This window comes from Halomonas sp. V046, from assembly GCF_052645355.1.
Window position 1 is genome coordinate 19749 of sequence record NZ_JBQXYF010000004.1, and the last position, 24181, is coordinate 43929.

At 64.7% G+C, this 24181-nt stretch carries 22 protein-coding genes; 18 read left to right on the top strand and 4 right to left on the bottom strand.

From position 1 onward, the window contains the following. Positions 1-127 precede the first annotated feature (127 nt). From ACUN9Y_RS06110 to pstB, 4 genes are all read left to right on the top strand, one after another. On the top strand, positions 128-1141 hold the full coding sequence (locus ACUN9Y_RS06110) for a PstS family phosphate ABC transporter substrate-binding protein (RefSeq protein ID WP_445459802.1): 1014 nt from the start codon (positions 128-130) through the stop codon (positions 1139-1141). A gap of 129 nt (positions 1142-1270) precedes the next feature. After that, positions 1271-2527 carry a phosphate ABC transporter permease subunit PstC gene (pstC, locus tag ACUN9Y_RS06115; RefSeq protein WP_445459803.1) on the top strand — a complete coding sequence of 419 codons (1257 nt, stop codon included), beginning with the start codon at positions 1271-1273 and terminating at the stop codon, positions 2525-2527. A 15-nt stretch (positions 2528-2542) separates the two neighbouring features. Next, the gene (gene pstA, locus ACUN9Y_RS06120) at positions 2543-3709 is read left to right on the top strand and encodes a phosphate ABC transporter permease PstA (protein ID WP_445459804.1); all 1167 of its coding nucleotides are present in this window, start codon (positions 2543-2545) and stop codon (positions 3707-3709) included. A gap of 63 nt (positions 3710-3772) precedes the next feature. Next, positions 3773-4582: a phosphate ABC transporter ATP-binding protein PstB gene (gene pstB, locus ACUN9Y_RS06125; RefSeq protein WP_445460077.1), complete on the top strand. Its 810-nt coding sequence runs from the start codon at positions 3773-3775 to the stop codon at positions 4580-4582. Between the two features lie 154 nt (positions 4583-4736). Here pstB and ACUN9Y_RS06130 read toward each other — a convergent pair whose 3' ends face one another. Together ACUN9Y_RS06130 and ACUN9Y_RS06135 are read right to left on the bottom strand one after the other, a co-directional pair. Next, the gene (locus ACUN9Y_RS06130) at positions 4737-5957 is read right to left on the bottom strand and encodes an MFS transporter (protein WP_445459805.1); all 1221 of its coding nucleotides are present in this window, start codon (positions 5955-5957) and stop codon (positions 4737-4739) included. 188 nt (positions 5958-6145) lie between these two features. Then, on the bottom strand, positions 6146-7333 hold the full coding sequence (locus ACUN9Y_RS06135) for an acetyl-CoA C-acyltransferase (protein ID WP_445459806.1): 1188 nt from the start codon (positions 7331-7333) through the stop codon (positions 6146-6148). A gap of 493 nt (positions 7334-7826) precedes the next feature. Between ACUN9Y_RS06135 and ACUN9Y_RS06140 the strand changes: the two genes are divergently transcribed. From ACUN9Y_RS06140 to ACUN9Y_RS06180, 9 genes are all read left to right on the top strand, one after another. Next, complete coding sequence (locus ACUN9Y_RS06140) at positions 7827-8396, top strand: TetR/AcrR family transcriptional regulator (protein WP_445459807.1); 570 nt, start codon at positions 7827-7829, stop codon at positions 8394-8396. A gap of 402 nt (positions 8397-8798) precedes the next feature. Then, entirely contained in the window at positions 8799-10454 is a 1656-nt protein-coding gene (locus ACUN9Y_RS06145; protein WP_445459808.1) for an AMP-binding protein, read from the top strand. A gap of 78 nt (positions 10455-10532) precedes the next feature. Further along, positions 10533-11300 carry an SDR family NAD(P)-dependent oxidoreductase gene (locus tag ACUN9Y_RS06150; protein WP_445459809.1) on the top strand — a complete coding sequence of 256 codons (768 nt, stop codon included), beginning with the start codon at positions 10533-10535 and terminating at the stop codon, positions 11298-11300. Positions 11301-11779: 479 nt separating this feature from the next. Further along, entirely contained in the window at positions 11780-13591 is a 1812-nt protein-coding gene (locus ACUN9Y_RS06155; protein WP_445459810.1) for an acyl-CoA dehydrogenase C-terminal domain-containing protein, read from the top strand. A gap of 310 nt (positions 13592-13901) precedes the next feature. Beyond that, a complete protein-coding gene (siaA, locus tag ACUN9Y_RS06160; protein ID WP_445459811.1) occupies positions 13902-15974 on the top strand; it encodes a biofilm regulation protein phosphatase SiaA in 2073 nt (690 codons plus the stop codon). Beyond that, on the top strand, positions 15962-16492 hold the full coding sequence (siaB, locus tag ACUN9Y_RS06165) for a biofilm regulation protein kinase SiaB (RefSeq protein ID WP_445459812.1): 531 nt from the start codon (positions 15962-15964) through the stop codon (positions 16490-16492). The genes siaA and siaB overlap by 13 nt, the downstream gene beginning before the upstream one ends. 16 nt (positions 16493-16508) lie before the next feature. Further along, entirely contained in the window at positions 16509-16901 is a 393-nt protein-coding gene (siaC, locus tag ACUN9Y_RS06170) for a biofilm regulation phosphoprotein SiaC (protein ID WP_445459813.1), read from the top strand. Next, positions 16898-17686 (top strand): diguanylate cyclase, encoded by a 789-nt coding sequence (locus ACUN9Y_RS06175; RefSeq protein WP_445459814.1) that lies wholly within the window; start codon positions 16898-16900, stop codon positions 17684-17686. The genes siaC and ACUN9Y_RS06175 overlap by 4 nt, the downstream gene beginning before the upstream one ends. Before the next feature lie 250 nt (positions 17687-17936). Continuing rightward, positions 17937-18479: a GNAT family N-acetyltransferase gene (locus ACUN9Y_RS06180; protein WP_445459815.1), complete on the top strand. Its 543-nt coding sequence runs from the start codon at positions 17937-17939 to the stop codon at positions 18477-18479. Positions 18480-18515: 36 nt separating this feature from the next. Here the strand turns inward: ACUN9Y_RS06180 and ACUN9Y_RS06185 are convergent, their stop codons facing one another. After that, entirely contained in the window at positions 18516-19421 is a 906-nt protein-coding gene (locus ACUN9Y_RS06185; protein WP_445459816.1) for a cation diffusion facilitator family transporter, read from the bottom strand. A gap of 270 nt (positions 19422-19691) precedes the next feature. Here ACUN9Y_RS06185 and ACUN9Y_RS06190 point away from each other — a divergent pair, with 270 nt between their 5' ends. Then, entirely contained in the window at positions 19692-20036 is a 345-nt protein-coding gene (locus ACUN9Y_RS06190) for a hypothetical protein (protein WP_445459817.1), read from the top strand. Between the two features lie 133 nt (positions 20037-20169). Here the strand turns inward: ACUN9Y_RS06190 and ACUN9Y_RS06195 are convergent, their stop codons facing one another. Next, on the bottom strand, positions 20170-20505 hold the full coding sequence (locus ACUN9Y_RS06195; protein ID WP_445459818.1) for a winged helix-turn-helix domain-containing protein: 336 nt from the start codon (positions 20503-20505) through the stop codon (positions 20170-20172). Positions 20506-20838: 333 nt separating this feature from the next. Here ACUN9Y_RS06195 and ACUN9Y_RS06200 point away from each other — a divergent pair, with 333 nt between their 5' ends. The 4 genes from ACUN9Y_RS06200 to ACUN9Y_RS06215 all read left to right on the top strand — a co-directional run bounded on the left by ACUN9Y_RS06200 (position 20839) and on the right by ACUN9Y_RS06215 (position 24151). Then, positions 20839-21354 (top strand): iron transporter, encoded by a 516-nt coding sequence (locus tag ACUN9Y_RS06200; RefSeq protein ID WP_445459819.1) that lies wholly within the window; start codon positions 20839-20841, stop codon positions 21352-21354. Positions 21355-21442: 88 nt separating this feature from the next. Continuing rightward, on the top strand, positions 21443-21916 hold the full coding sequence (locus tag ACUN9Y_RS06205) for a cupredoxin domain-containing protein (protein WP_445459820.1): 474 nt from the start codon (positions 21443-21445) through the stop codon (positions 21914-21916). Then, entirely contained in the window at positions 21909-22760 is an 852-nt protein-coding gene (locus tag ACUN9Y_RS06210) for an FTR1 family iron permease (protein WP_445459821.1), read from the top strand. Before ACUN9Y_RS06205 ends, ACUN9Y_RS06210 begins: the two co-directional genes overlap by 8 nt. Continuing rightward, entirely contained in the window at positions 22757-24151 is a 1395-nt protein-coding gene (locus ACUN9Y_RS06215) for a 4Fe-4S binding protein (RefSeq protein ID WP_445459822.1), read from the top strand. Before ACUN9Y_RS06210 ends, ACUN9Y_RS06215 begins: the two co-directional genes overlap by 4 nt. Positions 24152-24181 lie beyond the last annotated feature (30 nt).

Below are 24181 nucleotides of genomic sequence, written 5' to 3' on the forward strand. Positions count from 1 at the left end.
AGCGCGGCCCAGGGCCGTGCTCGAGAGGGGACGCGAGAGGTAGGCGTCGCTGTCATGAAGTTGTCATTTTCGTGCGTCATTGTGTGTTTCGCGAAGGTTGACCACTTCATGACCAGGAGACTTCTCCATGAATCGTATTCTCAAGACCACCGCCATTGCTGCAGCCGTTATGGGCGTGGTGGGTGTTGCCCAGGCCCGCGATCAGGTGCGCATCGTCGGCTCCAGCACCGTGTACCCGTTCGCCAGTTATGTGGCCGAGGAGTTCGGTGCCACCACCGACTATCCGACCCCGGTGATCGAGTCGACCGGTTCCGGTGGTGGCCTGAAACTGTTCTGTTCCGGCGTCGGCGATGATACTCCTGACATCACCAACGCTTCTCGTCGCATGAAGCCTTCCGAATTCGAGACCTGTGAAGCCAACGGGGTGACCGATATCACCGAAGCCTTCATCGGTTATGACGGCATCGCCTTTGCCCAGTCGTCCGCCAACGAGGCGATGGACGTGACTCGTGAACAACTGTTCATGGCGCTGGCGGCCAAGGTGCCGGTCGATGGCGAACTGGTCGACAACCCCTACACCAAGTGGAGCGACATCGACGCTTCGCTGCCGGATCGCGAGATTGCCGTGTACGGTCCGCCTACCACGTCCGGTACCCGTGATGCCTTCGCCGAGCTGGTCATGGAAGCGGCCTCCGAGGACATGGACGCCTATGGCGGTGAGGGCTACACCGATATCCGTGCCGATGGCGCCTTCATCGATGCCGGCGAAAACGACAACCTGATCGTTCAACGCCTGGCCGAGAACACCGCAGCCTTCGGCATCTTCGGCTACTCCTTCCTCGAAGAGAACGGCGATAGCCTGATCGGCTCCAACGTCGACGGCGTGGCGCCGACGCCCGATGCCATCGGCAGCGGTGAATATCCCGTCTCACGCTCGTTGTTCTTCTACGTCAAGAACCAGCATGCCGATGACGTTCCGGCCATGACCGCTTATGCCAACACCTTCATGAGCGAGCAGATGATCGGCGACATCGGCTACCTGAAGGGCATCGGCCTGATTCCGGCACCGCAAGACAAGCGCGCCGACGCCCGCAGCGCTGTCGAAGATCACGTTGCTCTCGAGCTTGGCGACCTGAACTAACCGCCACTGGCCCGTCACGCCGGCCGGCATTCGTGAAGAGTGTCGGCCGGTACACGTTCAAGAGGAAGGCGGCGCATTTGCCTCGACCGTCACTAACCCCTCTGGCACATCGATCTTCGAGAGACGCCCATGCAGACCCCTCAACTCCTGGCAATGTTTTGCGGCACGTTGCTGCTGCTTGGTCTGATCGCCTATTTCCTGGGACGCTCCAAGGCGGCGCGAGTGCGCGCCTCGGGCACGTCCATGTACGCGCAGCCGGATCAGTACGCCTGGTTCGCGGTAATGTCCACCGCCGGACCAGCCCTCGCGGTAAGCGCCGTGGGTGCCTTTGTCATGCTGCTGCTGGGGGCCGAGATTCCTCCGCTGTACCTGCTCGCAGGCAGCCTGGTCGTCGCCTGTGCCGGACTCGCCTTTGCCATGGCGCGGGTCCGCCCCGAGTTCCATGCCCGTCAGGCCATCGAGCGGGTGATCCGCTTCATCCTGGCCGGCGCCGCGATGATCTCCATCTTCACGACCCTGGGCATTCTGCTGTCCATCGTCTTCGAGGCGGTGCGTTTCTTCCAGATGCAGAGCTTCTGGGACTTCATCACCGGGACCACCTGGAACCCCGGGGCCAGCTTTCTGGCCGCCGCCGGTCGTGCCGATGAGGGCACAAGTGCTGCCCAGTTCGGTTCGGTGCCGCTGTTTGCCGGCACCTTCATGATCACCTTCATCGCGATGCTGGTGGCGATCCCCATCGGCTTGCTGGCGGCGATCTACATGGCGGAGTACGCCCCGGCGAAGGTGCGGACCGTGGCCAAGCCCGTGCTCGAGGTGCTGGCCGGCATCCCCACCGTGGTGTATGGCTTCTTCGCCGCCATCACCGTGGCACCGATCATCGTCAGCGTTGCCGGGTTCTTCGGTTTCGAGGCCTCGTTCAACAACGCCCTCGCTCCCGGCATTGTCATGGGCATCATGATCATCCCGTTCATCTCCTCGCTGTCCGATGACGTCATCAACTCGGTGCCGGACAGCATGCGCCAGGGGTCGTTGGCCCTGGGCCTGACCAAGGGCGAAATGATTCGCGACATCGTCGTGCCGGCGGCCATGCCGGGCATCATTTCTGCCTCGCTGCTGGCCGTGTCGCGAGCGCTTGGCGAGACCATGATCGTGGTCATGGCCGCCGGCATGCGTCCTAACCTGACGGCCAACCCGCTGGAAGACATGACCACCGTTACGGTGCGTATTGTCGCCTCGCTGACCGGTGATCAGGAGTTTGCCAGCGCCGAGACCCTGTCCGCCTTCGCCCTTGGCCTTGTGCTGTTCGTGGTGACCCTGGCGCTGAACCTGGTGTCGGTGATGATGATTCGTCGCTTCCGCGAGAAGTATCGCGTCAACAACCTGTAAGCCGGAGCTACCTCCATGAAACAATCTTTCGATGACATCAGCGCTCAGCTCCGCGCTCGCCACCGCAAGTCGGCGCGGCTCAAGTGGACCTCGATGGGCGCCCTTGGCCTTGCCGCGCTGTTTTTGGTGCTGTTCTTTGCCGACATGTTGATCAAGGGCACCCCGGCCTTTCAGCAGGCTCAGATCGAGGTCGAGGTCAGCTACACCGAGCAAGCTAGCCAACTCCCCCTGGCCGCGGTCAATGAAGACGTGCGTCAGTTGGTCAGCCGCGGCTATCTGCGCCTGATTCCTGGCCGAATGCGTGATAACCCGGACCTGCTCGGCGCCACGTCGATGGAGTGGGTCCTGGCCGATGGCCAGGTCGATCAGTACTTGAAGGGTCATCACTCCAAGCTCAACGATCGGCAGAAGGCCGTCGTCGACCGGCTCGAGCAGGAGGGCAGGGCGGAGCTGCGTTTCAATACCCGTTTCTTCACCAGCGGCGATTCCAAGATGCCGGAGCTTGCCGGTATCGCCTCGGCGGCGATGGGCACGGTCCTGACGCTGATGGTGACCCTGGCGGTGGCCTTTCCGATCGGGGTGATGACGGCGGTCTACCTGGAAGAGTTCGCGCCGGACAACCGCTTTACGCAGCTGATCGAGATCAACATCAACAACCTGGCGGCGATCCCCTCGATCCTGTTCGGCCTGCTCGGGCTCGCCATCTTCATCAATTTCTTCGGCGTGCCGCGTTCGACGCCGATAGTCGGGGGCCTGACCCTGGCCTTGATGACGCTGCCGGTCATCATCATTTCGACGCGCACCGCGCTACGAAGCGTGCCGGACTCCATTCGCCATGCCGCCTTTGGCGTCGGTTGTTCGCGCTGGCAGATGGTGCGGGACCACGTTCTGCCGATCGCCATGCCCGGCATCATGACCGGCTCGATCATCGGTCTGGCCCAGGCCATGGGCGAAACCGCCCCATTGATCATCATCGGCATGGTGGCCTTTATCCCGGACGTTTCGACCTCGATTTCCGATGCTGCCACGGTGCTTCCGGCGCAGATCTTCACCTGGGCCGGCGAGCCCGATCGAGCCTTCATCGAGAAGACCTCCGGCGGCATCCTGGTGCTGCTGGCGGTGTTGATCAGCCTGAATGCCTCGGCCGTGGTGCTGCGCAAAAGATTCGAGCGGCGCTGGTAAGCCCGCCCCCAGACAGGATACGTTGCCATGAATATCAAAGTTGCACAGCGTGGAGAGAGCGTGATGAAGCAGGATCAGCCCGGTCAGCCGGTCAGGCGCAATGACGATGCTAATCACGAGCTCAGCATCCGCGTGCGCGATCTGGACCTGTGGTACGGGGACTTTCACGCGCTGAAGTCCATCGACATGGACCTGTATGAGAACAACGTCACCGCGTTGATCGGCCCGTCGGGGTGCGGCAAGTCGACCTTCCTGCGCTGTCTGAATCGGATGAACGATCTGATCCCAAGTGTCCGGCTCAAGGGGCTGGTCGAGATGGACGGTCGCGATGTCAACGAGGCCAAGATGGATGAGGTGGCGCTGCGCCGGCGGGTCGGGATGGTGTTTCAGAAGCCCAATCCCTTTCCCAAGTCGATCTACGACAACATCGTCTATGCGCCGAGGATGCATGACCTGGTCAGTCGCAAGGCGGACCAGGACGAGTTGGTCGAGCGCGCCCTGCGTGACGCGGGGCTGTGGGAAGAGGTCAAGGACAAGCTGCACCAGCCGGGGACCTCACTCTCCGGTGGTCAGCAGCAGCGCCTGTGCATCGCAAGGGCCATCGCGATACAACCGGATGTCATTCTGATGGATGAACCGACCTCGGCGCTGGACCCGATCTCGACCGCGACCATCGAAGACCTGATGGACAAGCTCAAGCAGCAGTTCACCATCATCACGGTGACCCACAACATGCAGCAGGCCGCGCGGGTGGCGGATTACACGGCATTCTTCCACCTTGGCGAAGTGATCGAATACAACGATACCAAGACCATGTTCTCGAACCCGCATACCAAGAAGGCGGAAGACTATATTACCGGCCGTTACGGTTAGTGGGGCGAGGCCGTGGGCGATGCGCTGCCCGTGGCGATGAGCTTCGCGCCGGTCGTTTCTGGCGCGATGTCGCAATAGCACAAGCACGCAGGGAGGCCATTGGGCCTCCCTGCGTGCTTGTGCGCCTTGGCGCGCCGCCTGTGTCGGGGCTCCATCACCGGGGGGTGGCCGAGCTCGATGCGCTGAACGCGGCGGTGTCGGTCACGCCGCGCATGGCCCATAGGCCCAGCACCGGCCCCGGGAGCAGCAGCCATAGCACCGAGAGCCCGGCATCGGCCCAGAGAGCGCTGCCGAGCCAGATGCCGGGCAGGGTCAAGGCGAAGCCGATGGCGTTCATTACCGCGAGCGTTGCGCCAATGCGCTCACGGGGGGCGCTGTCGGCGGCCAGCGACGAGAACTGAGCGGAGTCGGCGATCACGCTGAAGCCCCACACCAGCAGCAGCGCCAACAGCAGCCATGGTGGCAATCCGCCGAGCAGCGGATAGACCAGACACAGGCCGCCGGAGGTCGCCAGGGCCCAGATGGCCAGGCGCCGGCTGCCGAAGCGCCGGCTCAGGCGTCCCGCCAGTATCGCGCCCAGCGCCCCAACGGCGATGACGGCAAAGGACAGCCACGGCACCCAGGCCGGTGCTGCCTGAAGGCGCGTGACCTCCCGTGCCACCAGAAACGGCACCAGCAACCAGAAAGCGTAGAGCTCCCAGCAGTGACCGAAGTAGCCGCCGGCGATGCCACGAAAGCGCTTGAGGCCGAAGGCCGCAAGGCCTTCGCCGAGGCGCACGCGCTTCGACGATGCGGGCAGGTGGGGGCCATCGCCGAGCCCGCGGACGGCGAAGCCTCCGGCAACGGCGAGCAGCGACGATAGGCCGAGGGTCCACGCCCAGGGCAGGCCCAGCGTCGCCCCGCGCAGTAGATGCGGCATGGCGGTACCCAGCGTCAGCATGCCGACCAGCCAGGCCAGGGCGGCCCCGGTGTTGTTCGGGGTCCAGCCGATGACGAGTTTCATGCCGAGGGGATAGATGCCGGCCAGGCTGACACCGGTCAGGAAACGCAGCACGAGCGCCATCACGGGGTGATCGGCGTACTCGATGAAGGCGAGATTGAGGCCGGCGCCGATGAGGCTTGCCGCGAAGAATAGCCGGCTGGCGCGGTAGCGGTCGGCGAGCCCGGTGGTCGCGATGGTCAGGGTGCCGACGATGAAGCCTAGCTGGACGGCCAGGGTCAGTTGGCCAAGCGCCGCTTCGGCGAGGCCGAGGTCCTGGTGGAGGCTTGCGGCAACGCCGTTGATGCTGAACCACAGCGAGGTGCCGCACCACTGAGCAAGGACGATCAGAGGCAGGGCAAGCTGTCGCCGGGATAGGCGGTGTCGATCGGTCATCGTCGCCGAGCTCCTTGGGTCCTGGGGCAGGCGTGAGGACGCCTGCCGGCATGAGTCAGGTTCCAACGTATCACGAGCCGGCGGGCAGGCACCGAGTCAGCCTGGCCCTGTGGGCGCCACGAACCTGGCCACAGGGCCAGGGCGAGTGACCTTGCCGATGAGCGCCGACGATCACAGTGCGCGCCTGATCAGTCGATCAACTCCACCGCCACCGCGGTCGCTTCGCCGCCGCCGATGCACAGGCTGGCGATACCACGCTTGCCGCCCGTCGTGCGCAGGGCATGAATCAGGGTGGCGATGATGCGTGAGCCGGTGGAGCCGATGGGGTGGCCCTGGGCACAGGCACCGCCGAAGACGTTGACCTTGTCGTGGGGCAGCCCGAGGTCGTCCATGGCCATCAGCGTGACCACCGCGAAGGCCTCGTTGACCTCGAACAGGTCCACGTCGGACACCGTCCAGCCGAGCTTGGCGAGCAGCTTCTCGATGGCGCCGACCGGGGCGATGGTGAATTCGCTGGGATGGCGGGAGTGGGTGCTGTGGCCGACCATGCGCGCCAGCGGCTTGGCGCCGAGGCGCTCGGCGGCGGACCGGGAGGCCAGAATCAGCGCCGAGCCACCGTCGGAGATGGAGCTGGCATTGGCCGCGGTGATGGTGCCATCGCGGGAAAAGGCCGGACGCAGGCCGCGAATCTTGTCGAGTTTGGCCTGAAAGGGCTGCTCGTCGTGCTCGACGAGGGTCTCGCCCTGTCGAGTGGTGACGGTGACCGGCGCCATCTCGGCCTGGAGGTATCCGGCCTCGGTCGCGGTCATGGCACGTTCGAGAGAGGCGATAGCGAAGTCATCCATGCGCTCGCGACTGTAGCCGCGATCGTCGGCCACGCTCTGGGCGAAGCCACCCATCAGCTTGCCGGTCTCGGCGTCCTCGAGGCCGTCGAGGAACATGTGGTCCTTGATCTCGCCGTGGCCCAGGCGGTACCCGCTGCGGGCCTTGGTCAGGATGTGGGGGGCATTGGACATGGATTCCATGCCACCGGCGAGCATGACCTCGGCGCTGCCGGCGCGGATCAGGTCGTGGGCCAGCATGGTGGCCTTCATTCCCGAGCCGCACAGCTTGTTGACGGTGGTAGCGCCGATGGCGTCGGGAATGCCGGCCTGGCGCATGGCCTGACGGGCGGGGCCTTGCTTGACACCCGCCGGCAGTACACAGCCCATGATGCCCTCGTCGATGGCATCCGGGGCGATGGCGGCGCGCTCGATGGCGGCACGGATCGCGGCGGCGGCGAGCTCCGGAGCGGTCAGGCTGGACAATGCGCCGAGCATGCCCCCCATGGGGGTGCGGGCGGCGGCGAGAAAGACGATATCGTGGGACTGGCTCATGGTGTGCTCTCCGACATTGAGGGCGGGCGCGGCGGTGCCGGTGCTGTGGACCTGGGCAGCGCGGGCGCCTCGGGATGATGGCGTGTGGCGTGGCGGTGCACCGACGGATCGGGTGTCGATGGTCGTGTGCGACGCGGCCTGGCGCTCGTGGCGATGCCGGCCATCGTCGCGCCTGCTGTTGCGCCTGGTGTCATGGTTCATGGCGCCGATGAACCCAAGTGTGGATCAGGCGATGGAATCGTGCTTCCTCGCTGGGCTCGCGCCATGTTCGCTGGCGGATTCGCTGCTGAATTCAACAGCGAGGGCGCGAGGGTACCGGGCGCTGCGCTGCGGCACGGCGGGGGCCCACGGGACCGACGCCTGGGCTCGCTTCACCGTGCTCCATGCGCTTTCGCTGCCGCTTCCTGGGTCTTGCCTTGCGTTGACCCCCGCGCCCGGCTGTGCTTTTCTCAAGGCAACCAAGCAAGCGCTAGTGTGACTACCGATGAATGTAATGAATGACTCGCCGCGTCGCAAGGAACTCACTCGTCTGGCCGCTCAGTTGTTCGTCCAGGAGGGCTTCGATCGCACCACGGTGCGCATGCTGGCTCAGGAAATGGGCATCAAGTCGGGCAGCCTGTTTCACCACTTCCGCGACAAGCAGGAAATCCTCGCGGCGGTCATTGAAGAGGGGACGCAGAATGCCTTGACCCTGGCCCGTCAGGCGCTCAGGCAGTGCGAGGATGACCCCCTGTCGCGTCTGCATGCGATCGCCCGGGCGCATCTGGAAACCCTGCTGACCGACCGTAATGCCCATGTGGTGGCGCTCTACGAATGGCGTCGCCTGGATAGCGCCGCCCGGGACCACCTGATCCACCTGCGTGATGCCTATGAGGCGCTGTGGAAGGAGGTGATCGAGGAGGCTCACGGCGTCGGCCTGGTCAAGGGCGACCTGGCGCTGGTGTCGCGCTTCGTGCTCGGATCGCTCAACTGGACCGTGCGGTGGTACGACCCCGAGGGACCGTTGACGCCACAGCACCTGGCCGATGAACTGGTGGCAATGATTACCCATCGGGAGAGCTGAGTACCCGCGGGGACGAATGGGCGTCGCTCACTCTCACCGCTTTCGCGTGGGTCAAGGGCACCGGCAGCGGCCGTGTCGGTAGCCGGCTAGGCCCGCTTGGCTCGGTGTCCTGGCGCCTTCGCCCGATCGGCTTTCCTCCTTGCTCCTTGCTTCATCCCGCGACGAGGGACGGCGTGTGGCGGTTCTCGGCGGGGGATGCTAGACCATGGTCTAGCGTGGTTCGGGGTTGCCTGGGAAGACCTAACCCACTAGCTTCTTACCGAGCGCTTGGTAGGTTGACGCTTACGTAAACGGAATAACGTAGAAGGGTGATCAAACCCCGATTCCGCGCTGAGCATTGCGTCGACGCGCCTGCCAAGGTCCTTGGGTCCTCCCAACAAGCACAATGCACGAGGCCAGATCATGAGCAACCACGCCACGCCATCCGAGTACGCCGATTTTTTCGCCCGCTACAGCGTTCAGGACGTGATCGATCGTCTCGACGATCATCGTGACGGCAAGTTCAATGCCTACGAGGCCTGCTGCGGTCGTCATGTCCGGGAAGGGCGCGGCGAGGTGTTGGCGCTGGTGCACGAGGGCGTCGACGGCGAGGTCAACCGGCTAAGCTATGCCGAACTCGATGAGCGCAGTGCGCGTCTCGCCGCCTGGATGGCGGCGCGTGGGCTCGGCGAAGGCGACCGCATTGCCTGCATGCTGCCGCGCTCTCCTGAACTTCTCGTGGCCGTGCTCGCCGCTTGGCGTCTGGGGGCTGTCTATCAGCCGTTGTTCACCGCGTTCGGCCCGGACGCGGTGGATTATCGCCTGGGGCGCGCGGCGACCCGTCTGGTGATCACCGATGGCGACAATCGCGCCAAGTTCGATGGCCTCGACAGCTGCCCCGAGGTGCTGGCCGTGGGCGGACCGGACGCCGAGCATGGCGCCGATCTCGACTGGCAGCAGGCGCTCGCCAGCGCGCCGATGACGACACCTTCGCCCCGCTTGTCCGGCGATGCCCCGTTCTTGCAGATGTTCACTTCCGGCACCGTGGGCAAGCCCAAGGGGGTGGCGGTGCCGCTGTCCGCGATGGTCGCCTTCGCCACTTACATGGAGTTGGCGGTGGATCTGCGTCGCGACGATCGTTTCTGGAACATGGCGGATCCGGGTTGGGCTTATGGCCTCTACTACGCCATCGCCGGACCTCTGTTGCTGGGGGCGACGACACACTTCTGCGAGGCCGGTTTCAGCGCCGAAGGCGCCTTGGCCTTCATGCAGCGGCACACCATCACCAATTTTGCCGCGGCACCCACGGCCTATCGACTGATGAAGGCCTCGGGGCTGTTCGACGATGCTCACCAGAGGTTGTCGCTGCGCGCGGCCAGTTCCGCCGGTGAGCCTCTCAACACCGAAGTCGTTGGCTGGGTTGAGGCGTCTCTCGGCTGTCCGGTCATGGACCACTATGGACAGACCGAGACCGGCATGACCTGCAACAATCATCATGCCCTCAACCACCCCAAGCACGTGGGCGGCATGGGTGTGCCGATGCCGGGCCACCGGCTGGCGATTCTGGATGCGGAGTACAACGAACTGCCTCCCGGCGAGCCGGGCGTGCTGGCGGTGGATATCGCCAAGTCCCCGGCGTTCTTCTTCCCCGGCTACACCTGGAAGGAGAAGGATCCGTTCGTCGATGGCTACTACTTGACCGGGGATGTGGTGATCCGCAACGACGACGGCACCTTCCAGTTTGCCGGTCGCGATGACGACATCATCACCACCGCCGGCTACCGGGTCGGTCCCACCGACGTCGAGAACTCGGTGATGACCCATCCCGCCGTGGCGGAGTCGGCGGCGGTGGGCCAGCCGGATGAGATTCGCGGTGAGATCATCAAGTCCTACGTCGTCCTGCGCGACGGCTACGAGGCCAGCGATGCGCTGGCCGATGAGATTCGTCAACGGGTGCGTGAGCGCCTGTCTACTCATGCCTTCCCGCGGATCATCGAGTTCGTCGACGCGCTGCCAAAGACGCCGAGTGGCAAGATCCAGCGTTTCAAGCTGCGCGCAGACGCCGCCGAGAAGGCCTGATTCATGGGCGAGGCTTGCCTCGCCGTTGCCCCGAGGCGGTACGCACCGCCCGGGGCCCTGTTGCTGTGGAGACAACCGATGGAACTCGAGGACAACACCTTTCTGATCACCGGTGCCGCTTCCGGTCTGGGAGCCGCCAGCGCCGAGCGCCTGGTCGCCGCCGGAGCCCGGGTGGTGCTGTGTGATCTCAGCGAGGCGGTGGATCGTCATGCCCAGACGCTGGGCGAGGCCGCCCTGGCCGTGCGCGGGGACGTGACCTCGGCCGACCAGATGGCCGCCGTCATCGACGCCGCCGTGGCGCATGGCGGCGAGCGTGGGCTGGCCGGCGTCATTCATTGCGCCGGGGTGGTCAGCGTGGGCAAAGTGCTCGATCGCGAGGGAAATCCCGCCGATCTCGAGGCCTATGCCCGGACCGTCCAGATCAACCTGGTCGGCACCTTCAACGTACTGCGCCTGGCCGCGGCTGCCATGGCCAAGAACGCGCCGGGGCCGGATGGAGAGCGCGGCGTCATCATCAATACCGCCTCGGTGGCGGCTTTCGATGGCCAGGTCGGCCAGTGCGCCTACAGTGCCTCCAAGGCGGGTGTGGTAGGGATGAGCCTGCCCGCCGCCAGGGAGCTGTCGCGTCACGGTGTGCGGGTCATGGCGATCGCCCCTGGCGTGTTCGAGACGCCGATGATGAGCGGCATCCCCGACAAGGCCGTCGAAGCGCTGTCCCAGGCGGTGCCCTTTCCAAAGCGCCTCGGCAAGCCCGACGAGTTCGCTCGCCTGGCCGAACAGATCATCGGCAATACCATGCTCAACGGCGAAGTCATTCGTCTGGACGGCGGGATCCGCATGCAGTAACCCCGCGTTACGTGTGCCGGCGTCGGTCGGGAAGGGCGGGCTCGGCGTCGGTCGGCGAAGGCATCGGGTCAGGCGCCTTCCTGGGGCGGCGTCTCTTCGTGGGGCGGCGTCTCTTCGTGGGGCGGCGTCTCTTCTTGGGGCGGCGTCTCTTCGTGGGGCGGCGTCTCTTCTTGGGGCGGCGTCTCTTCTTGGGACGGCGTCTCTTCTTGGGGCGGCGTCTCTTCGTGGGGCGGCGTCTCCTTGGGGCTGCGTCTCTTCTTGGGGCGGCGTCTCTTCTTGGCGCGGCGTCTCTTCTTGGGGCAACGCCATGCGGGGCCGCCGCACTCGACCATGGTCGATGTCGGTCGATAAATTAAAACGAACGCTTGACTCGACACTCCCGAGGAGGCTAATTTCAAACGATTGTTTGAAAGCGGGCGCGAAAGCGACACCGGCTCGCCCAGCCCTCGACCGATGGCCCCAGAATCCAGGAGTGCACCATGCCCGACTACCAGGCCCCCCTGCGCGATCTGCGCTTCGTGATGGATGAATTGCTCGACTACCCGGCGCACTATGCTGACCTGCCGTGTGCCGAGGATGCGTCTCCCGACGTCATCGCGGCCATCCTGGAGGAGGGCGGACGGTTCGCTCGCGAGGTGCTGCTGCCGATCAACCAGAGCGGGGATCGTGAGGGCTGTCGCCTCGAAGGCGGCGACGTCAAGGCGCCCAAGGGATTTCGGGAGGCTTACCGGCAGTACGTGGAGGGCGGCTGGCCGAGCCTGGCGGCAGAAGCGCAGCACGGCGGGCAGGGCCTGCCGCACTCTCTGGCCATGGTGCTCTCCGAGATGATCTGCTCCACCAACCTGGCCTGGGGCATGTATCCGGGGCTCTCCCACGGGGCGGTCGAGGCCCTGCGCCACCATGGGACGCCGGAGCAGCAAGCGGCGTACCTGACCAAGCTGGTCGAGGGTGTCTGGACCGGCACCATGTGCCTGACCGAACCGCATTGCGGCACCGATCTGGGCCTGATCAAGACCCGCGCCGAGCCTAATCACGACGGGTCCTACTCGGTCACCGGCACCAAGATTTTCATCTCGGCGGGGGAACACGACCTGGCCGAGAACATCGTTCATCTGGTGCTGGCGAAACTCCCGGATGCCCCCGAGGGGTCCAAGGGCATCTCGCTGTTCGTGGTGCCCAAGCACCTGCCGGACGCCGAGGGTAACCCGGGCGATCGCAATGGCGTGGTCTGTGGGTCGCTGGAACACAAGATGGGCATCCATGGCAATGCCACCTGCGTCATGAACTTCGATGGCGCCACGGGCTTCCTGGTGGGGGCGCCCAACAAGGGGCTGGCGTGCATGTTCACGATGATGAACTCGGCCCGTATCGGGGTTGGCATTCAGGGCCTGGGGCTCGCCGAGGCCAGCTTCCAGAATGCCCTGGCCTATGCCCGTGATCGCCTGCAGATGCGGGCGCTGTCCGGCCCCAAGGCGCCCGACAAGGCCGCCGATCCGATCATCGTGCACCCGGACGTGCGGCGTATGCTGTTGACCCAGAAGGCCTTCGCCGAGGGTGGCCGGATGCTGGTGCTGTACACCGCCCAGATGGTCGACGTGGTGGAAGGGGCCCAGCCGGGCCCGGAACTCGAGCGCGCCGATGCGTTGCTGGGGCTTCTGACCCCCATCGTCAAGGCCTTCCTCACCGAGACCGGCTTCGAGGCTACCAACGAGGGCATTCAGGTCTTCGGGGGCCATGGGTTCATCCAGGAATGGGGCATGGAGCAGATGCTTCGGGATGCCCGCATCACACGCCTTTACGAGGGGACCACCGGCATTCAGGCCCTCGACCTGCTGGGGCGTAAGGTGCTGATGAGCCAGGGCGAGAGCCTGAAGCTATTCACCAAGGAAATTCACAAGTTTTGCCAGGCCGAGGCCAACAACGCCGGACTCAAGGCCTTTGTCGAGCCTCTGGCCAAGCTCAATGCCGAGTGGGGCGAGCTGACCATGGGCGTGGGCATGAAGGCGATGCAGGATCGTGAGGAAGTCGGCGCGGCAAGCGTCGATTACCTGATGTATGCGGGCTATGTGACGCTGGCCTATCTGTTTGCCAGGGCCGTCAAGACGGCCCAGGAGGCGCTGGATGGCGGCACCAGCGAGGCGGCATTCTACGACGCCAAGATCCACACGGCGCGTTTCTACTTCGAGCGTCTGTTGCCGCGTACCCGTGCCCATGCCGCGATGATCCAGGCGGGTGCCGGACCGCTCATGGCCCTCGAGGCGGGGGACTTTGGTCTGGGCTTCGAGATCTAACCGAGCTCTCTCTCGATCAGGTGACTGATCAGTGGATTGGCGGCGGGCCTTGCCCGCCGCATTTTTTTTGTCCCGTGTCTGGCCGTCGACTGGACGGCTGTGTGACGCGGTCGTCGCCACGGCGGAGTCGTGGAATCGGGCGTCAGGAAGCGTTGGTCTTGGGTTGCCTCGGCGTTGGCGATGCGGGGGACGAAAGCCCTCAAAGGGGTTAGCCGCTGCGGCACTTTCGTGTCATTCTTGTGCCAGATTCGGCATGTGGTGGATCTCACATGCGTCATGGGATTGCTAAGCCAAACATCGGAAGTCGTCTATGAGCCGCCTGTGGGGCTTGCGTGGCAAGTCTCTGATCATCCCCGTCATGGCCTTTCTGCTGGCATTGATTCCGGCACTGTTTATCGGTAGCAAGGCGATCGACAGTCTGCGGGCCCATTTCGTCGAGGGCTATGCCGAGCAGCATGCGTTGCTGCACATGCAGCGAGTGTCGGCGCCGATCTCGCGCGAGCTCGCCCTGGTGCAGCGCTTCGCCGACCTGGAGGCGACACGCCGGTGGTTTCTCGCCCCGCAAGGCGCGGACAACCGTGAGCGCTTCTTCGAGGAAGCCGAGGGCTTTCGTCGTCAGTTCGATGGCGACGATTATTACGTCGTGCGCGACGATAGCCAAGAGATGTTCTACGACGACGGCCAGGCGGCATCGCGCCGGGAACCACGCCATCAGCTGTCACCGGACGCTCCCCAGGATGCCTGGTACTACCGCAACATCGCCAGTGAGCGGCCCTACAGTGTCAGGGCCGCCAAGAGTCAGGTATTGGGTCTCACCCGGGTGTGGGTCAGCGTTCGTGTCGAAGATCAGGGCCGCGTGCTGGGCATGCTGGGCGCGGGGTTGAATTTCGACGCGCTGCTGCGTGACGCCGTGGCGTCGACGGATAGCGAAATGGTGTCCTATGTGGTGGGCCCGAGCGGTGAGTTGCTGGGGACGGCACGCGACGGCGAAATGCGCAGTGCCGACCTCGACGATCCCGCGGCGATGGCGGCCACGCGGCTGGCGGCGCTGGCCCGGCCCGGTGAAGATCGCGAGGCCTTCGCGACGATGATGGCGAGCGCGAAAAACCGACCGGGCGTCGTCCAGACCCGGCTCCTCGAGTGGGAGGGAGAGTCGCGCCAGGTGACCGTCGGCTACCTGCCTCAGATCCACTGGTGGCTGGTGTCCACCCTGGATCATCGCTCGGCGGTGCTGTTTCATTCCCAGGATCTGTGGCTGCTGGCGGCGGCCCTGTTGATTGGTCTTCTGGTGCTGTTGGTCGCGGTCAGCTTCACGCTGAATCGCTGGATCGTGCGGCCGTTGACCCAGCTCAGTCGCTCCGCCCGGGAGCTGTCGCGGGGCAAGTTCGATGCACCGCTGGCGACGTCGCGGCGTGACGAGATCGGTGAACTGTCCCGCAATTTTGCCTATATGGCTCGTCGAGTCCGCACCCATACCGAGGAGCTGGAGTCGCGTATCCTTGAGCGTACCGCGGCGCTGGAGGCCAGCAATACCGAGATGCAACGGGCTCGGCGCCAGATCGAGGATTCGCTGACCTACGCAAGCGTACTGCAACGCGCCATTCTGCCGGAGGCCGAACTCAAGGCACAGCCGCGTCTGCACTATGGCGTATTGTGGTTGCCCCGGGATCAGGTCGGTGGCGATATCTTCCTCTTTCGGGGTGACGAACGCGGCTATCTGCTGGGCGTGATCGATTGCGCCGGGCACGGCATTCCCGGTGCCCTGATGACCATGTTGGCGCGGGCGATCTTCGACAATGCGGTCAATCGCGTGGGTAGCGATGACCCTGCCGGGGTCCTCAATGAGATCGATCGCCGAGTGCGCCGGGTGCTGCTCCATGAAGGGGCGTCCAGTGCCATTACGCCACACATGGATGCCGGCCTCGTCTGGGTCGAGCATGGCGCCGATGCGCTGGTCTATGCCGGCGCCAAGCTCGCCCTCTACGCCACCGATGGCGAGACACTCGAACGACTCCCGGGCGGCCGGCGAGCGTTGGCCTTCAAGCGCCCCGAGGCATACGTCAACCAGCATCTGAGTCTGCGTGATGGCTGGACCTACACCTTGAGCAGCGATGGGTTCCTGGATCAGGCCGGTGGCGTCACGGGCTACGGTTTCGGCGAGCGCTCCTTCGAGGCGATGCTCAAGCGTCACGCTGCCCTTGCCCCCGATGCTCAGGTCGACGCCTTTGCGGCGGAGCTTATGGCCTATCAGGGCGGCAAGCCTCAGCGAGACGATATTACGCTGTTGTGCTTTCGTCCCGATGGCCCGCACCAGGTTCGCGCTGACGATGACGGCGTGCATTCCCATTCAGGCCTCCAAGAGGATACGTCATGGACCTCCTGACCTTGCGTGAGCAGTACTTGCAGCAAAAGATCATGCTGAGCTTCAACGGGCCCATCTCCCATAGCCTGATCGAGGAGATCGGCCAGGCGATCCGCAACTACCTCAATAGTCAGGCGGCCACCCAGTCGGCGACCATGGATGTCTTTTCGACCTACATCGAGTTGACCCAGAACATCAGCCGATACGCGGCCGCCAAGGGCTATAGCGAAGAGCAGGCGACGGCGACGGTGGCGGTGGCGCGGGACGAGGAAGGCCACTATCTGGTGTCGGCGGGGAATCTGGTCGAGACCGACGATGGGCGCTCAGTGCTGGAGAGGGTGGAAGGCCTCGCCGGGATGGATGCCGGCGAGCTCAAGCGGGCCTACAAGCAGCAGCTGAGAAAGCCGCGTGAACACCCCTCTGACGGTGCAGGACTCGGGCTGATCGACATGTCGCGCAGGTCTCGGCGTCCGCTCAAGGCGAAACTGGAGCCCCTCTCGCCGGGGCAGAGTTTCTTATGCCTTACCGCTACTATCTAATCGGATGTACAACCTCATGATCGATGATCTCTCCATTGAAGGGAGTCAATCCACTCCCCATATTCGTACCGACTGGCAGTCTGGTCTGCTGGAAATGCGTGGCGATTCGTATCCCGAGAACACCCACGAGCTGTACTCGCGAGTGATTGCCTGGCTCGAGGCGTATCTCTCCGACGCCTCGGCGCCATTGACCGTGGAGCTGGAACTGGTCTATCTCAATACCAGCTCGGTCAAGGCGGTGATGGATGTGTTCGACCTGTTGGAAGAGGCGCATCTGGATGGGCGCGAATGCGTCGTCAATTGGCGCTATGACGCGCGCAACGAGCGCATTGCCGAGCTCGCCGAGGAGTTCAAGGAAGACTGCAGCTTTCCCTTTCATATCGTGCCAGGAGGCGGTATCACGGCATGACCGAACGCGAACGCGCTCTGCTGGACCGCATCGAGGCGTTACTGGCCAGCGATGAGCACCATGACAACGCCCTGCGTGGGCCGCTGGACGACTTGTACCACTGCCATCTCGAGCAGAACGAGCGCCTCAAGCGGCTGGCATCGATCGCCGATGGCTTCCAGCGCGGTGTGAGAGAGGACCTGGGCACGTCACAGCGTCGCCTCGAACGGCAGCTGCGGCGTCAGATCAAGTTGTCGCGTATCGCCGATGGCTATCAGGAACTGCTGCTGGAACGTAATCAGACGTTGAGCAGCGAGGCGACGCGCGACCCCCTGACCCAGATCGCCAACCGCCGCGGCCTGCACGACGAATTGCGGCGGCTGGTGGCGGCTGCCATTCGCCACCAGCGTCCCTTTACCCTGGCGATGCTGGATATTGATCACTTCAAGCGCTTCAACGATACGATGGGGCATGAGGTCGGCGATCAGGCACTGGTGGCCGTCGCCAATGGGTTGGGCCAGACGCTGCGGCTCGGCGACCTGCTAGGGCGCTGGGGAGGCGAGGAGTTTTTGATCGCATTGCCCGGCGCGCCCATCGGGGCGGCGACACCGCTGTTCGACCGCCTGCGTGAGCGTCTACTGGAACTGGAGTTCACCAAGGGTGGCCAGACGCTGGCCTTGACGGTGAGCATCGGTGCCACGGAACATCGTGATCAGGAGAGCTACGAAACCACGCTACGGCGAGCGGATGCGGCCTTGTACGAGGCCAAACGCGAGGGGCGTGATCGCTGGAAGGTCGCCGACTAGCGGGGCAACCTTGGCGATAGCTGCTACGCCGCTGTGGCATGGGCATGGGCATGGGCATGGGCATGGGCATGGGTGTAGGCACGGGCACGGGCACAGGTGTGGGCGTGTAGAGAGCGATCGGAGACCGTTGGTTCGGGCGCTGCTGGCGAGCCTTGAGCGATCATCGCGGCGCCGTTGCGACGGTCGAAGCGGCACGCCACACCACACGCCGTCTGACGCCATCCATCGGGTGTTGATACAGGAGTGGCGGGTGAATCTTCCTATTGCGCAGACCCTGCATATGGAGACCCTGGCAACTGTTCACGTGTCCGGTCTCTGGCACGCGGTGGACAGCAGCCGGGAGTCCCTTCGACGCTGGTTGCCCTGGGTCGATGGCACGCGTTCGCTGGCCGACTCCGCAGCCTTCGTCACGGCGGTCACGGCCGAGCAGCGCCTCGGTGTTGCCTGGCATTTCGCCGTTGTGGCCGACGCCGAAGTGATTGGTGTATGTGCCTTGAACCGTATCGTCTCGGCCCACCGTTGGGCATCCGTCGGCTATTGGCTGCATCACGCGCATACCGGGCGGGGCACGATGATCGCTTGTGTCCGTCGCCTGGTGGCCTTCGCGTTCGACGACCTGGCGATGCATCGGCTGGAGATCCGTTGTGCCGAGCACAATTGGGCGAGCCGGGCCATCCCCGAGCGCTTGGGCTTCGTCAGCGAAGGCCTGCTGCGCGACGGTGAGTGGGTCAACGGCAGCGCCGTGTCTCAGGTGGTCTACAGCCAGCTCACCACGGACGCCTCAAGGGGGTGATATCGACCACATGGCTCCTTTCCCGGGCCTGGGACCCTAGGCCCAGCGCTCCTCGGCGGTGAACGCCACGGTAAACCAACGTCGCTGAGGCGGCACACTCAGGCCGGATGCGATTTCCTCACGAATCTCGTCGAGTTCGATCATGCCCCGGCCGGTGGCGAAATCCGGCGAGGTGACGATATGAATCTCGATGAAGGTCCCGCGCCCACTCTTGGCGACGTGGCTGTAGTAGCGTTCGATACCATCGCGGGTGAGCAGGCCATCCATCACCGCACGGACCTCGCGGTCGATGGCGCTGGGGGCGATCAAGAACACCTCCTTCATGGCCCGGCGAATGATGCCGATCGGTATCGGCAGGAAGCCGAGGGTCAGTATGGCCAATAGCGCCGAATCGACGTATGGCGTCCAGTGGGCCAGGGCGGTTCCCTCGAGCCCCAGGGCGATGGCGAAGGCGCCTAGCAGGGCGGCGGTGATGAGGGCAGCCATCAACCAGTTCTTCTGATCGATGCGCAGAAACTCGGAGTCGGCGTGGCGATTGATGCGACTCAGATAGACCGCCATGGTGGCGCACAGCAGCGTCACCAACAGGGCGTAGAGGGTTGCCGGGCCAAAGTCCAGCGCGTGACCACCGGCCATCAGGCCGCGTACGGCATTGAGGAAGGCGTAAACACACAGCAGCAGCAGGATGGCCCCGTTCAGCGCTGCCACCATGGGCTCGAAGTGCCAGAAGCCGTGCTGGAAGCGACGCGTCGCTTCACGCTCGGCCAGTCGCGATACGATCAGGGCCAGTCCCGACATGGCGGCATCGATGGTCGAGAACATGCCATCGAACAGAATCGACTGGGATCCTGTCACCAGGCCGAAGCCGACCCCGAGTCCGGCGACGATCAGGGTGGCGACGATAGAGATCTTCAAGGCACGTTGTTCGAGCAGAGGTTGCATGGGAGCACCGACTGGGGAGAGCGTCGATCATACGTGTTCGGCTGGGCACAGTGCCATGGGGCCACGATCAAAAAGCCGAAGCCTGATGGCCGCCTCCCACCTCCCGCCTCCCGCCTCCCACCTCCCGGTGACAGCCGCCACCGCCGAGGGCGCGACCCCCGAGGTGGAGGCATGTCACACTGAGCCATCGAGAGCGAGCCCGCTGGCGAGTCGGACCGATCGTCGCCTTCGCGGGTGGCCAGTCGCCGTGACAATGACAGGAAGCGTGACATGAGCAACGGCCCCTATTGGCAGGGTGGATGTGACTGCGAAAGCGTTGAGCTGCTGGCGGTCGGTACGCCGCTGGGCGCGGATGGCCGGCTCGGCTGTCTGTGGTGGTGCGAGGACGACGTCCAGGTGGCCTTTGGCCTCGGGGCGTTGGTGGTGGAAGCGGATTACCAGGGCCCAGGCCAGGCGTGGCGCTGCCGCAGCTGCGCCAGGCGCATCTGGGTCGCGCTGGACGATATTGTGGAAACCCCGCAGGCGCTGTGGCCGGAGGTGCTCGGTGACGAAGGCGACAGCGGCGATAGCGCTTCCCTGCGCGAACGCTTCGGCCATGGCTGTTTGGCGCCTTGAGCTCGCCTTCGTCGCTCGGCCGGGCGGTGGTGGTACTGCTTCACCGCACTTGCAACGTGTGCTCGCTTTGTCTGTGTCTGTGCCTGTGGGCGAGCAGGCCTGGCCATCGGGTGGTCGGCCTAGGTCCAGCGCCTTAGCCGTCGAACTCAGGATCGAGCCTTGGATAGCCCAGTGCCTGGCGCAGCATGTCGTGATGCAGTGCCACCCAGTGAGGGTCGATCGGCCCCCAGTCATCGATTCGATAGTGGCCGATATTGTGTCGTTGGCCGGGTTCGGCGTGGAATCGGCAACGAATATCCAGCTCCTCGAGTGCCGCCAGGGTGTCCTGGGCGGTGCGTCGTGGCATGCCGGTGGCGGCGGTGATCGCTGGCACGCTGGCGATGCCTTCGGCGACGAGATGCGCGACGTAGAGACGACGATAGAAACTGGTACGCGTCTTGCTCAAAGGGGGGTGGTTTGAGGTGGTCATGCAGGCCTTCTGTCCTTGGGTGGGGCGTGGGCGTCGAGTGACGGGTGGCCAGCCGTGGTGACGGTGCAATGGTGACGGTGCAATGGTGGCGGTTCATATAGTGGCGGTTTAATGGTGAGGGCCGGGCATGGGCTTGACGTAGGTCAGGGGCCGACAGAGCCCGGGTCCTTATAGTGACAGCCATCGCAAGGGATGGCTCGTTGAAAGCCATATCTGCGTCCAATCAACAGTGAATGCTTCTCATAGCGACTACTGTTCTTGTCTTGATTGCTCGTCGGTGCCGGCCAGCGGCTTGCCTCGAACGCCGGCGCCGTACCTCGTAAGGAACCCCCCGTGAACCGACTGACCTGGGCCTGTGTGCCGCTTGCGTTGATGACGTCGTCTGCCTTTGCACTGGAGTATCCGATCGGCGAGCCAGTGCTTGAGCACGGCATGGAGATCGCGGCGGTGTATCTCCAACCGGTCACCATGGAGCCCGCGTCGATGGTGGCGGCGATTGATGCCGACATTCATCTCGAGGCGGATATCCACGCCTTGGAGGATAACCCCAACGGCTTTTCCCCCGGTGCCTGGGTGCCATTCTTGACCATCGATTATCGCCTCGAGAAAGACGACGGCTCTGAGCCCATCGAGGGCCGCCTGATGCCCATGATTGCCAGCGACGGGACCCACTACGGGGCCAATGTCGCGCTCCAGGGCATGGGCCGCTATCACCTCAGTTATCGCCTTCAGGCGCCCCAGTTGATGCGCCACATCGACAAGGAAACCGGGGTCGCTCCCTGGTACGAGCCGTTTAGCGTCGAGTACGACTTCGTCTATGCCGGTGTTGGCAAGAAGGGTGGTTACTGAGGCCCCCGTAGACGCATGGCAGTGGGGTCCCACCCGGTGCGGGGCCGGCACGCCGAGAATCCCATCCATCAACGCCCGGGAGACCGAGATGTTGCTGCTCTGTCGTACCGCTGACCGTCCTGGCCTTGCCGGGCGGCATCTGCTGCCGTTGGCGGCGCTATCGCTGATGAGCCTGTTTGCTGTCGTCCCTCAGGCGGCGGCTGGCGACTTGCCGTCCTATACCTTGACCCTGCGTGATGGCCGGCTCGTGCCTCCTGAGCTGCGAGTGCGCGCAGGCGAAAGGTTTAAAATCGTGCTTCATAACGAGGGTGCGACGCCGGTGGAATTCGAGAGTCGCCGCCTGCGCCAGGAAAAGGTAATGGGTCCCGGGGTCAGTTCGTTCGTGGTCGTCCACCCGTTGGCCCCAGGACGCTACGATATCTTCGATGAGTTCCACCTGCCCGAGGCCCAGGGCGTGATCATCGCTCTGGACCCGACACAGGCCAGCGGCGGCCCACGCGGCGAGGACGCCGTCGAAGAGGCTGAGCAAGGCCTTACCGAAGGAGGCGCGGGCCATGAATGAGCAGGCGTTCTTCATCGTCTGGCGGGAAAGTGTCGAGGCCGTTCTGGTCGTCGGCATCGTCTACGCCTGGCTGGTACGCAGCCAGCGCCGCGACGCCCTCGGCTGGCTATGGCTCGGTGTGCTCGGTGGGGTCGGCGTGGCTGGCCTGCTGGGGCTTGGCATGATGGGGGTCGGCCACTGGTTTCAGGGCAACGCCCAGACGCTGTTTCAGGCCGTCATGGCGCTGGTGGCGGCGGCGCTGATCGTGCACATGGTGATGTGGATGCGCGGTAGCGGTGGCGCCATGACAGCCAGGTTGCACGATGGCCTGAGTCAGCGCATGTCTCGATCGGAGTGCTGGGGGGTCGCGGTTCTGGTCGGTATTGCCGTGGCTCGGGAGGGGGCCGAGACGCTGGTGTTTCTGTATGGCGTCGGGACAGCCGCCTCGCAGCAGGGGACCCTTGCTACCTTCATGCTGTATGCCGGCGCGGGGCTGCTGGCCGGGCTCGTCAGCTTCGCGCTGCTGCAATGTGGGGCTCGCTTCGGTACCTGGCGAGGATTTTTCCGCCTCACCGAGGTGATGCTGCTGTGTCTGGCGTCGTCATTGTGGGTGTCCGCGGTCGAGCGCCTGATTACCCTCGGCCTGCTGCCGACCGGTCCGGATCCGCTGTGGGATACCAGCGCCTGGCTCGATGATGGCATCGGTGTCGGCGGGCTACTGGCAAGCTTCGCCGGGTATCGCGCCTGGCCGTGCCTGACCGTCGTTATTGCCTTCGCGCTGTACGTTGCGCTGATCGTCTGGCTCCTGGCCAGAGGGGCAAGCGCGCGGCCCAGACTCACCGAGGCCGAGGCGACGTCGTCGTGACGCCGCCAGCCGCGCGCTGGGCGGCTCTCGGTCAGGTCCTCCGGCGGCGTCGCCGCGCCATCATCGTGGCTCAGTGGCTGGTGGTCGGGTTCTATGCCGTGCTGTTATTGGTACCGCCGCTGCTACCGTTGCCGGATGCCCAGTCGCGCATCTTCAATCACCTGACGGTGTTCGCCGAATTCGTCTTCTGGGGCATCTGGTGGCCCTTCGTGCTGCTCAGCATGGTGGTGGCGGGGCGCTGGTGGTGCGGTGTGCTTTGCCCGGAAGGTGCCTTGACCGAGGCTGCCAGTCGGGTCGGTCTGGGGCGCAGCATTCCCCGCTGGATGCGCTGGGGCGGCTGGCCGTTCGTCGGCTTCACGCTGACCACGGTGTACGGTCAAATGGTCAGCGTTTACCAATATCCCCAGGCCGCCGCCCTGGTGCTGGGAGGATCCACCGTCGCCGCGGTCCTGGTGGGGCTCGTCTACGGCAAGGGCAAAAGGGTCTGGTGCCGACACCTGTGTCCGGTCAGCGGCGTGTTCGCGCTGCTGGCCAAGCTGTCGCCCTTGAGCTATCGCACCGACCAGGTCCAGTGGGAGGCCTACAATCGTGCCCGGCGCGACGGCAAGCAGGATCGGATGCCGCCGCCCGACTGCGCGCCCTTGATCGCGCTCAAGCAGTTGGACAGTGCCAGTGACTGCCATATGTGCTCGCGCTGCAGTGGCTATAAAGGGGCCATTGCCTTGACCTCGCGGCCCCTCGGTAGCGAAGTCGTCACACCGCCGGTCGCCCGTCCCCCCAACGTGTGGGAATTTGTGTTGATCGTCTACGGACTGCTCGGCGTGGCGGTGGGTGCCTTTCACTGGTCGGCGAGCCCCTGGTTCGTCACCGCCAAGCAGAGCCTGGCGGTATGGCTTTTCGATCATGGTGGCGGCTGGTGGGTCGAGACCACGACGCCGTGGTGGCTGCTGACCCATTACGATGCGAACAATGACGTCTTCACCCTGCTCGATGGCGCCTGCCTGGTGGGCTATATCGCGCTCACGGCGGCGCTGCTCGGTAGCCTGGTGGCGGGCGCTCTGGCCGTGGCCAACCGGGTGCTGGGGCGTTGGCAGTGGCGGCGCCTGTACCATCTGTCCTATAGCCTGATTCCATTGGCCGGTGTCGGCGTCTTCCTGGGCTTGTCGATGACCACGCTTGCGCTGTTGAAGGCCGAGGGCCTGCCGCTGTGGTGGCGCGCGGAGGCCAGGGTGGTGTTGATGGGACTGGCCGCCGCCTGGAGTGCCCATCTGGCGTGGCAGGTGACCGGGCGTTATGCCTCGGGACTGCGCCGGGGACTCGCCTGGCTCGCGACGGTGCTGTGCCAGGCACCGGTGCTCGGCGCCTGGTGGCTGCTGTTCTGGGGCTGGTGATGCTACCAGCCCCTGGCCTCGCGCCGAGGC

Coding starts and splice junctions, on each gene's coding strand:
- ACUN9Y_RS06210 (WP_445459821.1), top strand. CDS start 21,909: ATGAATGAGCAGGCGTTCTTCATCGTCTGGCGGGAAAGTGTCGAGGCC.
- pstC (WP_445459803.1), top strand. CDS start 1,271: ATGCAGACCCCTCAACTCCTGGCAATGTTTTGCGGCACGTTGCTGCTG.
- ACUN9Y_RS06155 (WP_445459810.1), top strand. CDS start 11,780: ATGCCCGACTACCAGGCCCCCCTGCGCGATCTGCGCTTCGTGATGGAT.
- ACUN9Y_RS06195 (WP_445459818.1), bottom strand. CDS start 20,505: ATGACCACCTCAAACCACCCCCCTTTGAGCAAGACGCGTACCAGTTTC.
- ACUN9Y_RS06110 (WP_445459802.1), top strand. CDS start 128: ATGAATCGTATTCTCAAGACCACCGCCATTGCTGCAGCCGTTATGGGC.
- siaC (WP_445459813.1), top strand. CDS start 16,509: ATGATCGATGATCTCTCCATTGAAGGGAGTCAATCCACTCCCCATATT.
- ACUN9Y_RS06205 (WP_445459820.1), top strand. CDS start 21,443: ATGTTGCTGCTCTGTCGTACCGCTGACCGTCCTGGCCTTGCCGGGCGG.
- ACUN9Y_RS06185 (WP_445459816.1), bottom strand. CDS start 19,421: ATGCAACCTCTGCTCGAACAACGTGCCTTGAAGATCTCTATCGTCGCC.
- siaB (WP_445459812.1), top strand. CDS start 15,962: ATGGACCTCCTGACCTTGCGTGAGCAGTACTTGCAGCAAAAGATCATG.
- ACUN9Y_RS06145 (WP_445459808.1), top strand. CDS start 8,799: ATGAGCAACCACGCCACGCCATCCGAGTACGCCGATTTTTTCGCCCGC.
- ACUN9Y_RS06150 (WP_445459809.1), top strand. CDS start 10,533: ATGGAACTCGAGGACAACACCTTTCTGATCACCGGTGCCGCTTCCGGT.
- ACUN9Y_RS06175 (WP_445459814.1), top strand. CDS start 16,898: ATGACCGAACGCGAACGCGCTCTGCTGGACCGCATCGAGGCGTTACTG.
- ACUN9Y_RS06190 (WP_445459817.1), top strand. CDS start 19,692: ATGAGCAACGGCCCCTATTGGCAGGGTGGATGTGACTGCGAAAGCGTT.
- ACUN9Y_RS06140 (WP_445459807.1), top strand. CDS start 7,827: ATGAATGACTCGCCGCGTCGCAAGGAACTCACTCGTCTGGCCGCTCAG.
- pstA (WP_445459804.1), top strand. CDS start 2,543: ATGAAACAATCTTTCGATGACATCAGCGCTCAGCTCCGCGCTCGCCAC.
- ACUN9Y_RS06135 (WP_445459806.1), bottom strand. CDS start 7,333: ATGAGCCAGTCCCACGATATCGTCTTTCTCGCCGCCGCCCGCACCCCC.
- pstB (WP_445460077.1), top strand. CDS start 3,773: ATGAAGCAGGATCAGCCCGGTCAGCCGGTCAGGCGCAATGACGATGCT.
- ACUN9Y_RS06130 (WP_445459805.1), bottom strand. CDS start 5,957: ATGACCGATCGACACCGCCTATCCCGGCGACAGCTTGCCCTGCCTCTG.
- siaA (WP_445459811.1), top strand. CDS start 13,902: ATGAGCCGCCTGTGGGGCTTGCGTGGCAAGTCTCTGATCATCCCCGTC.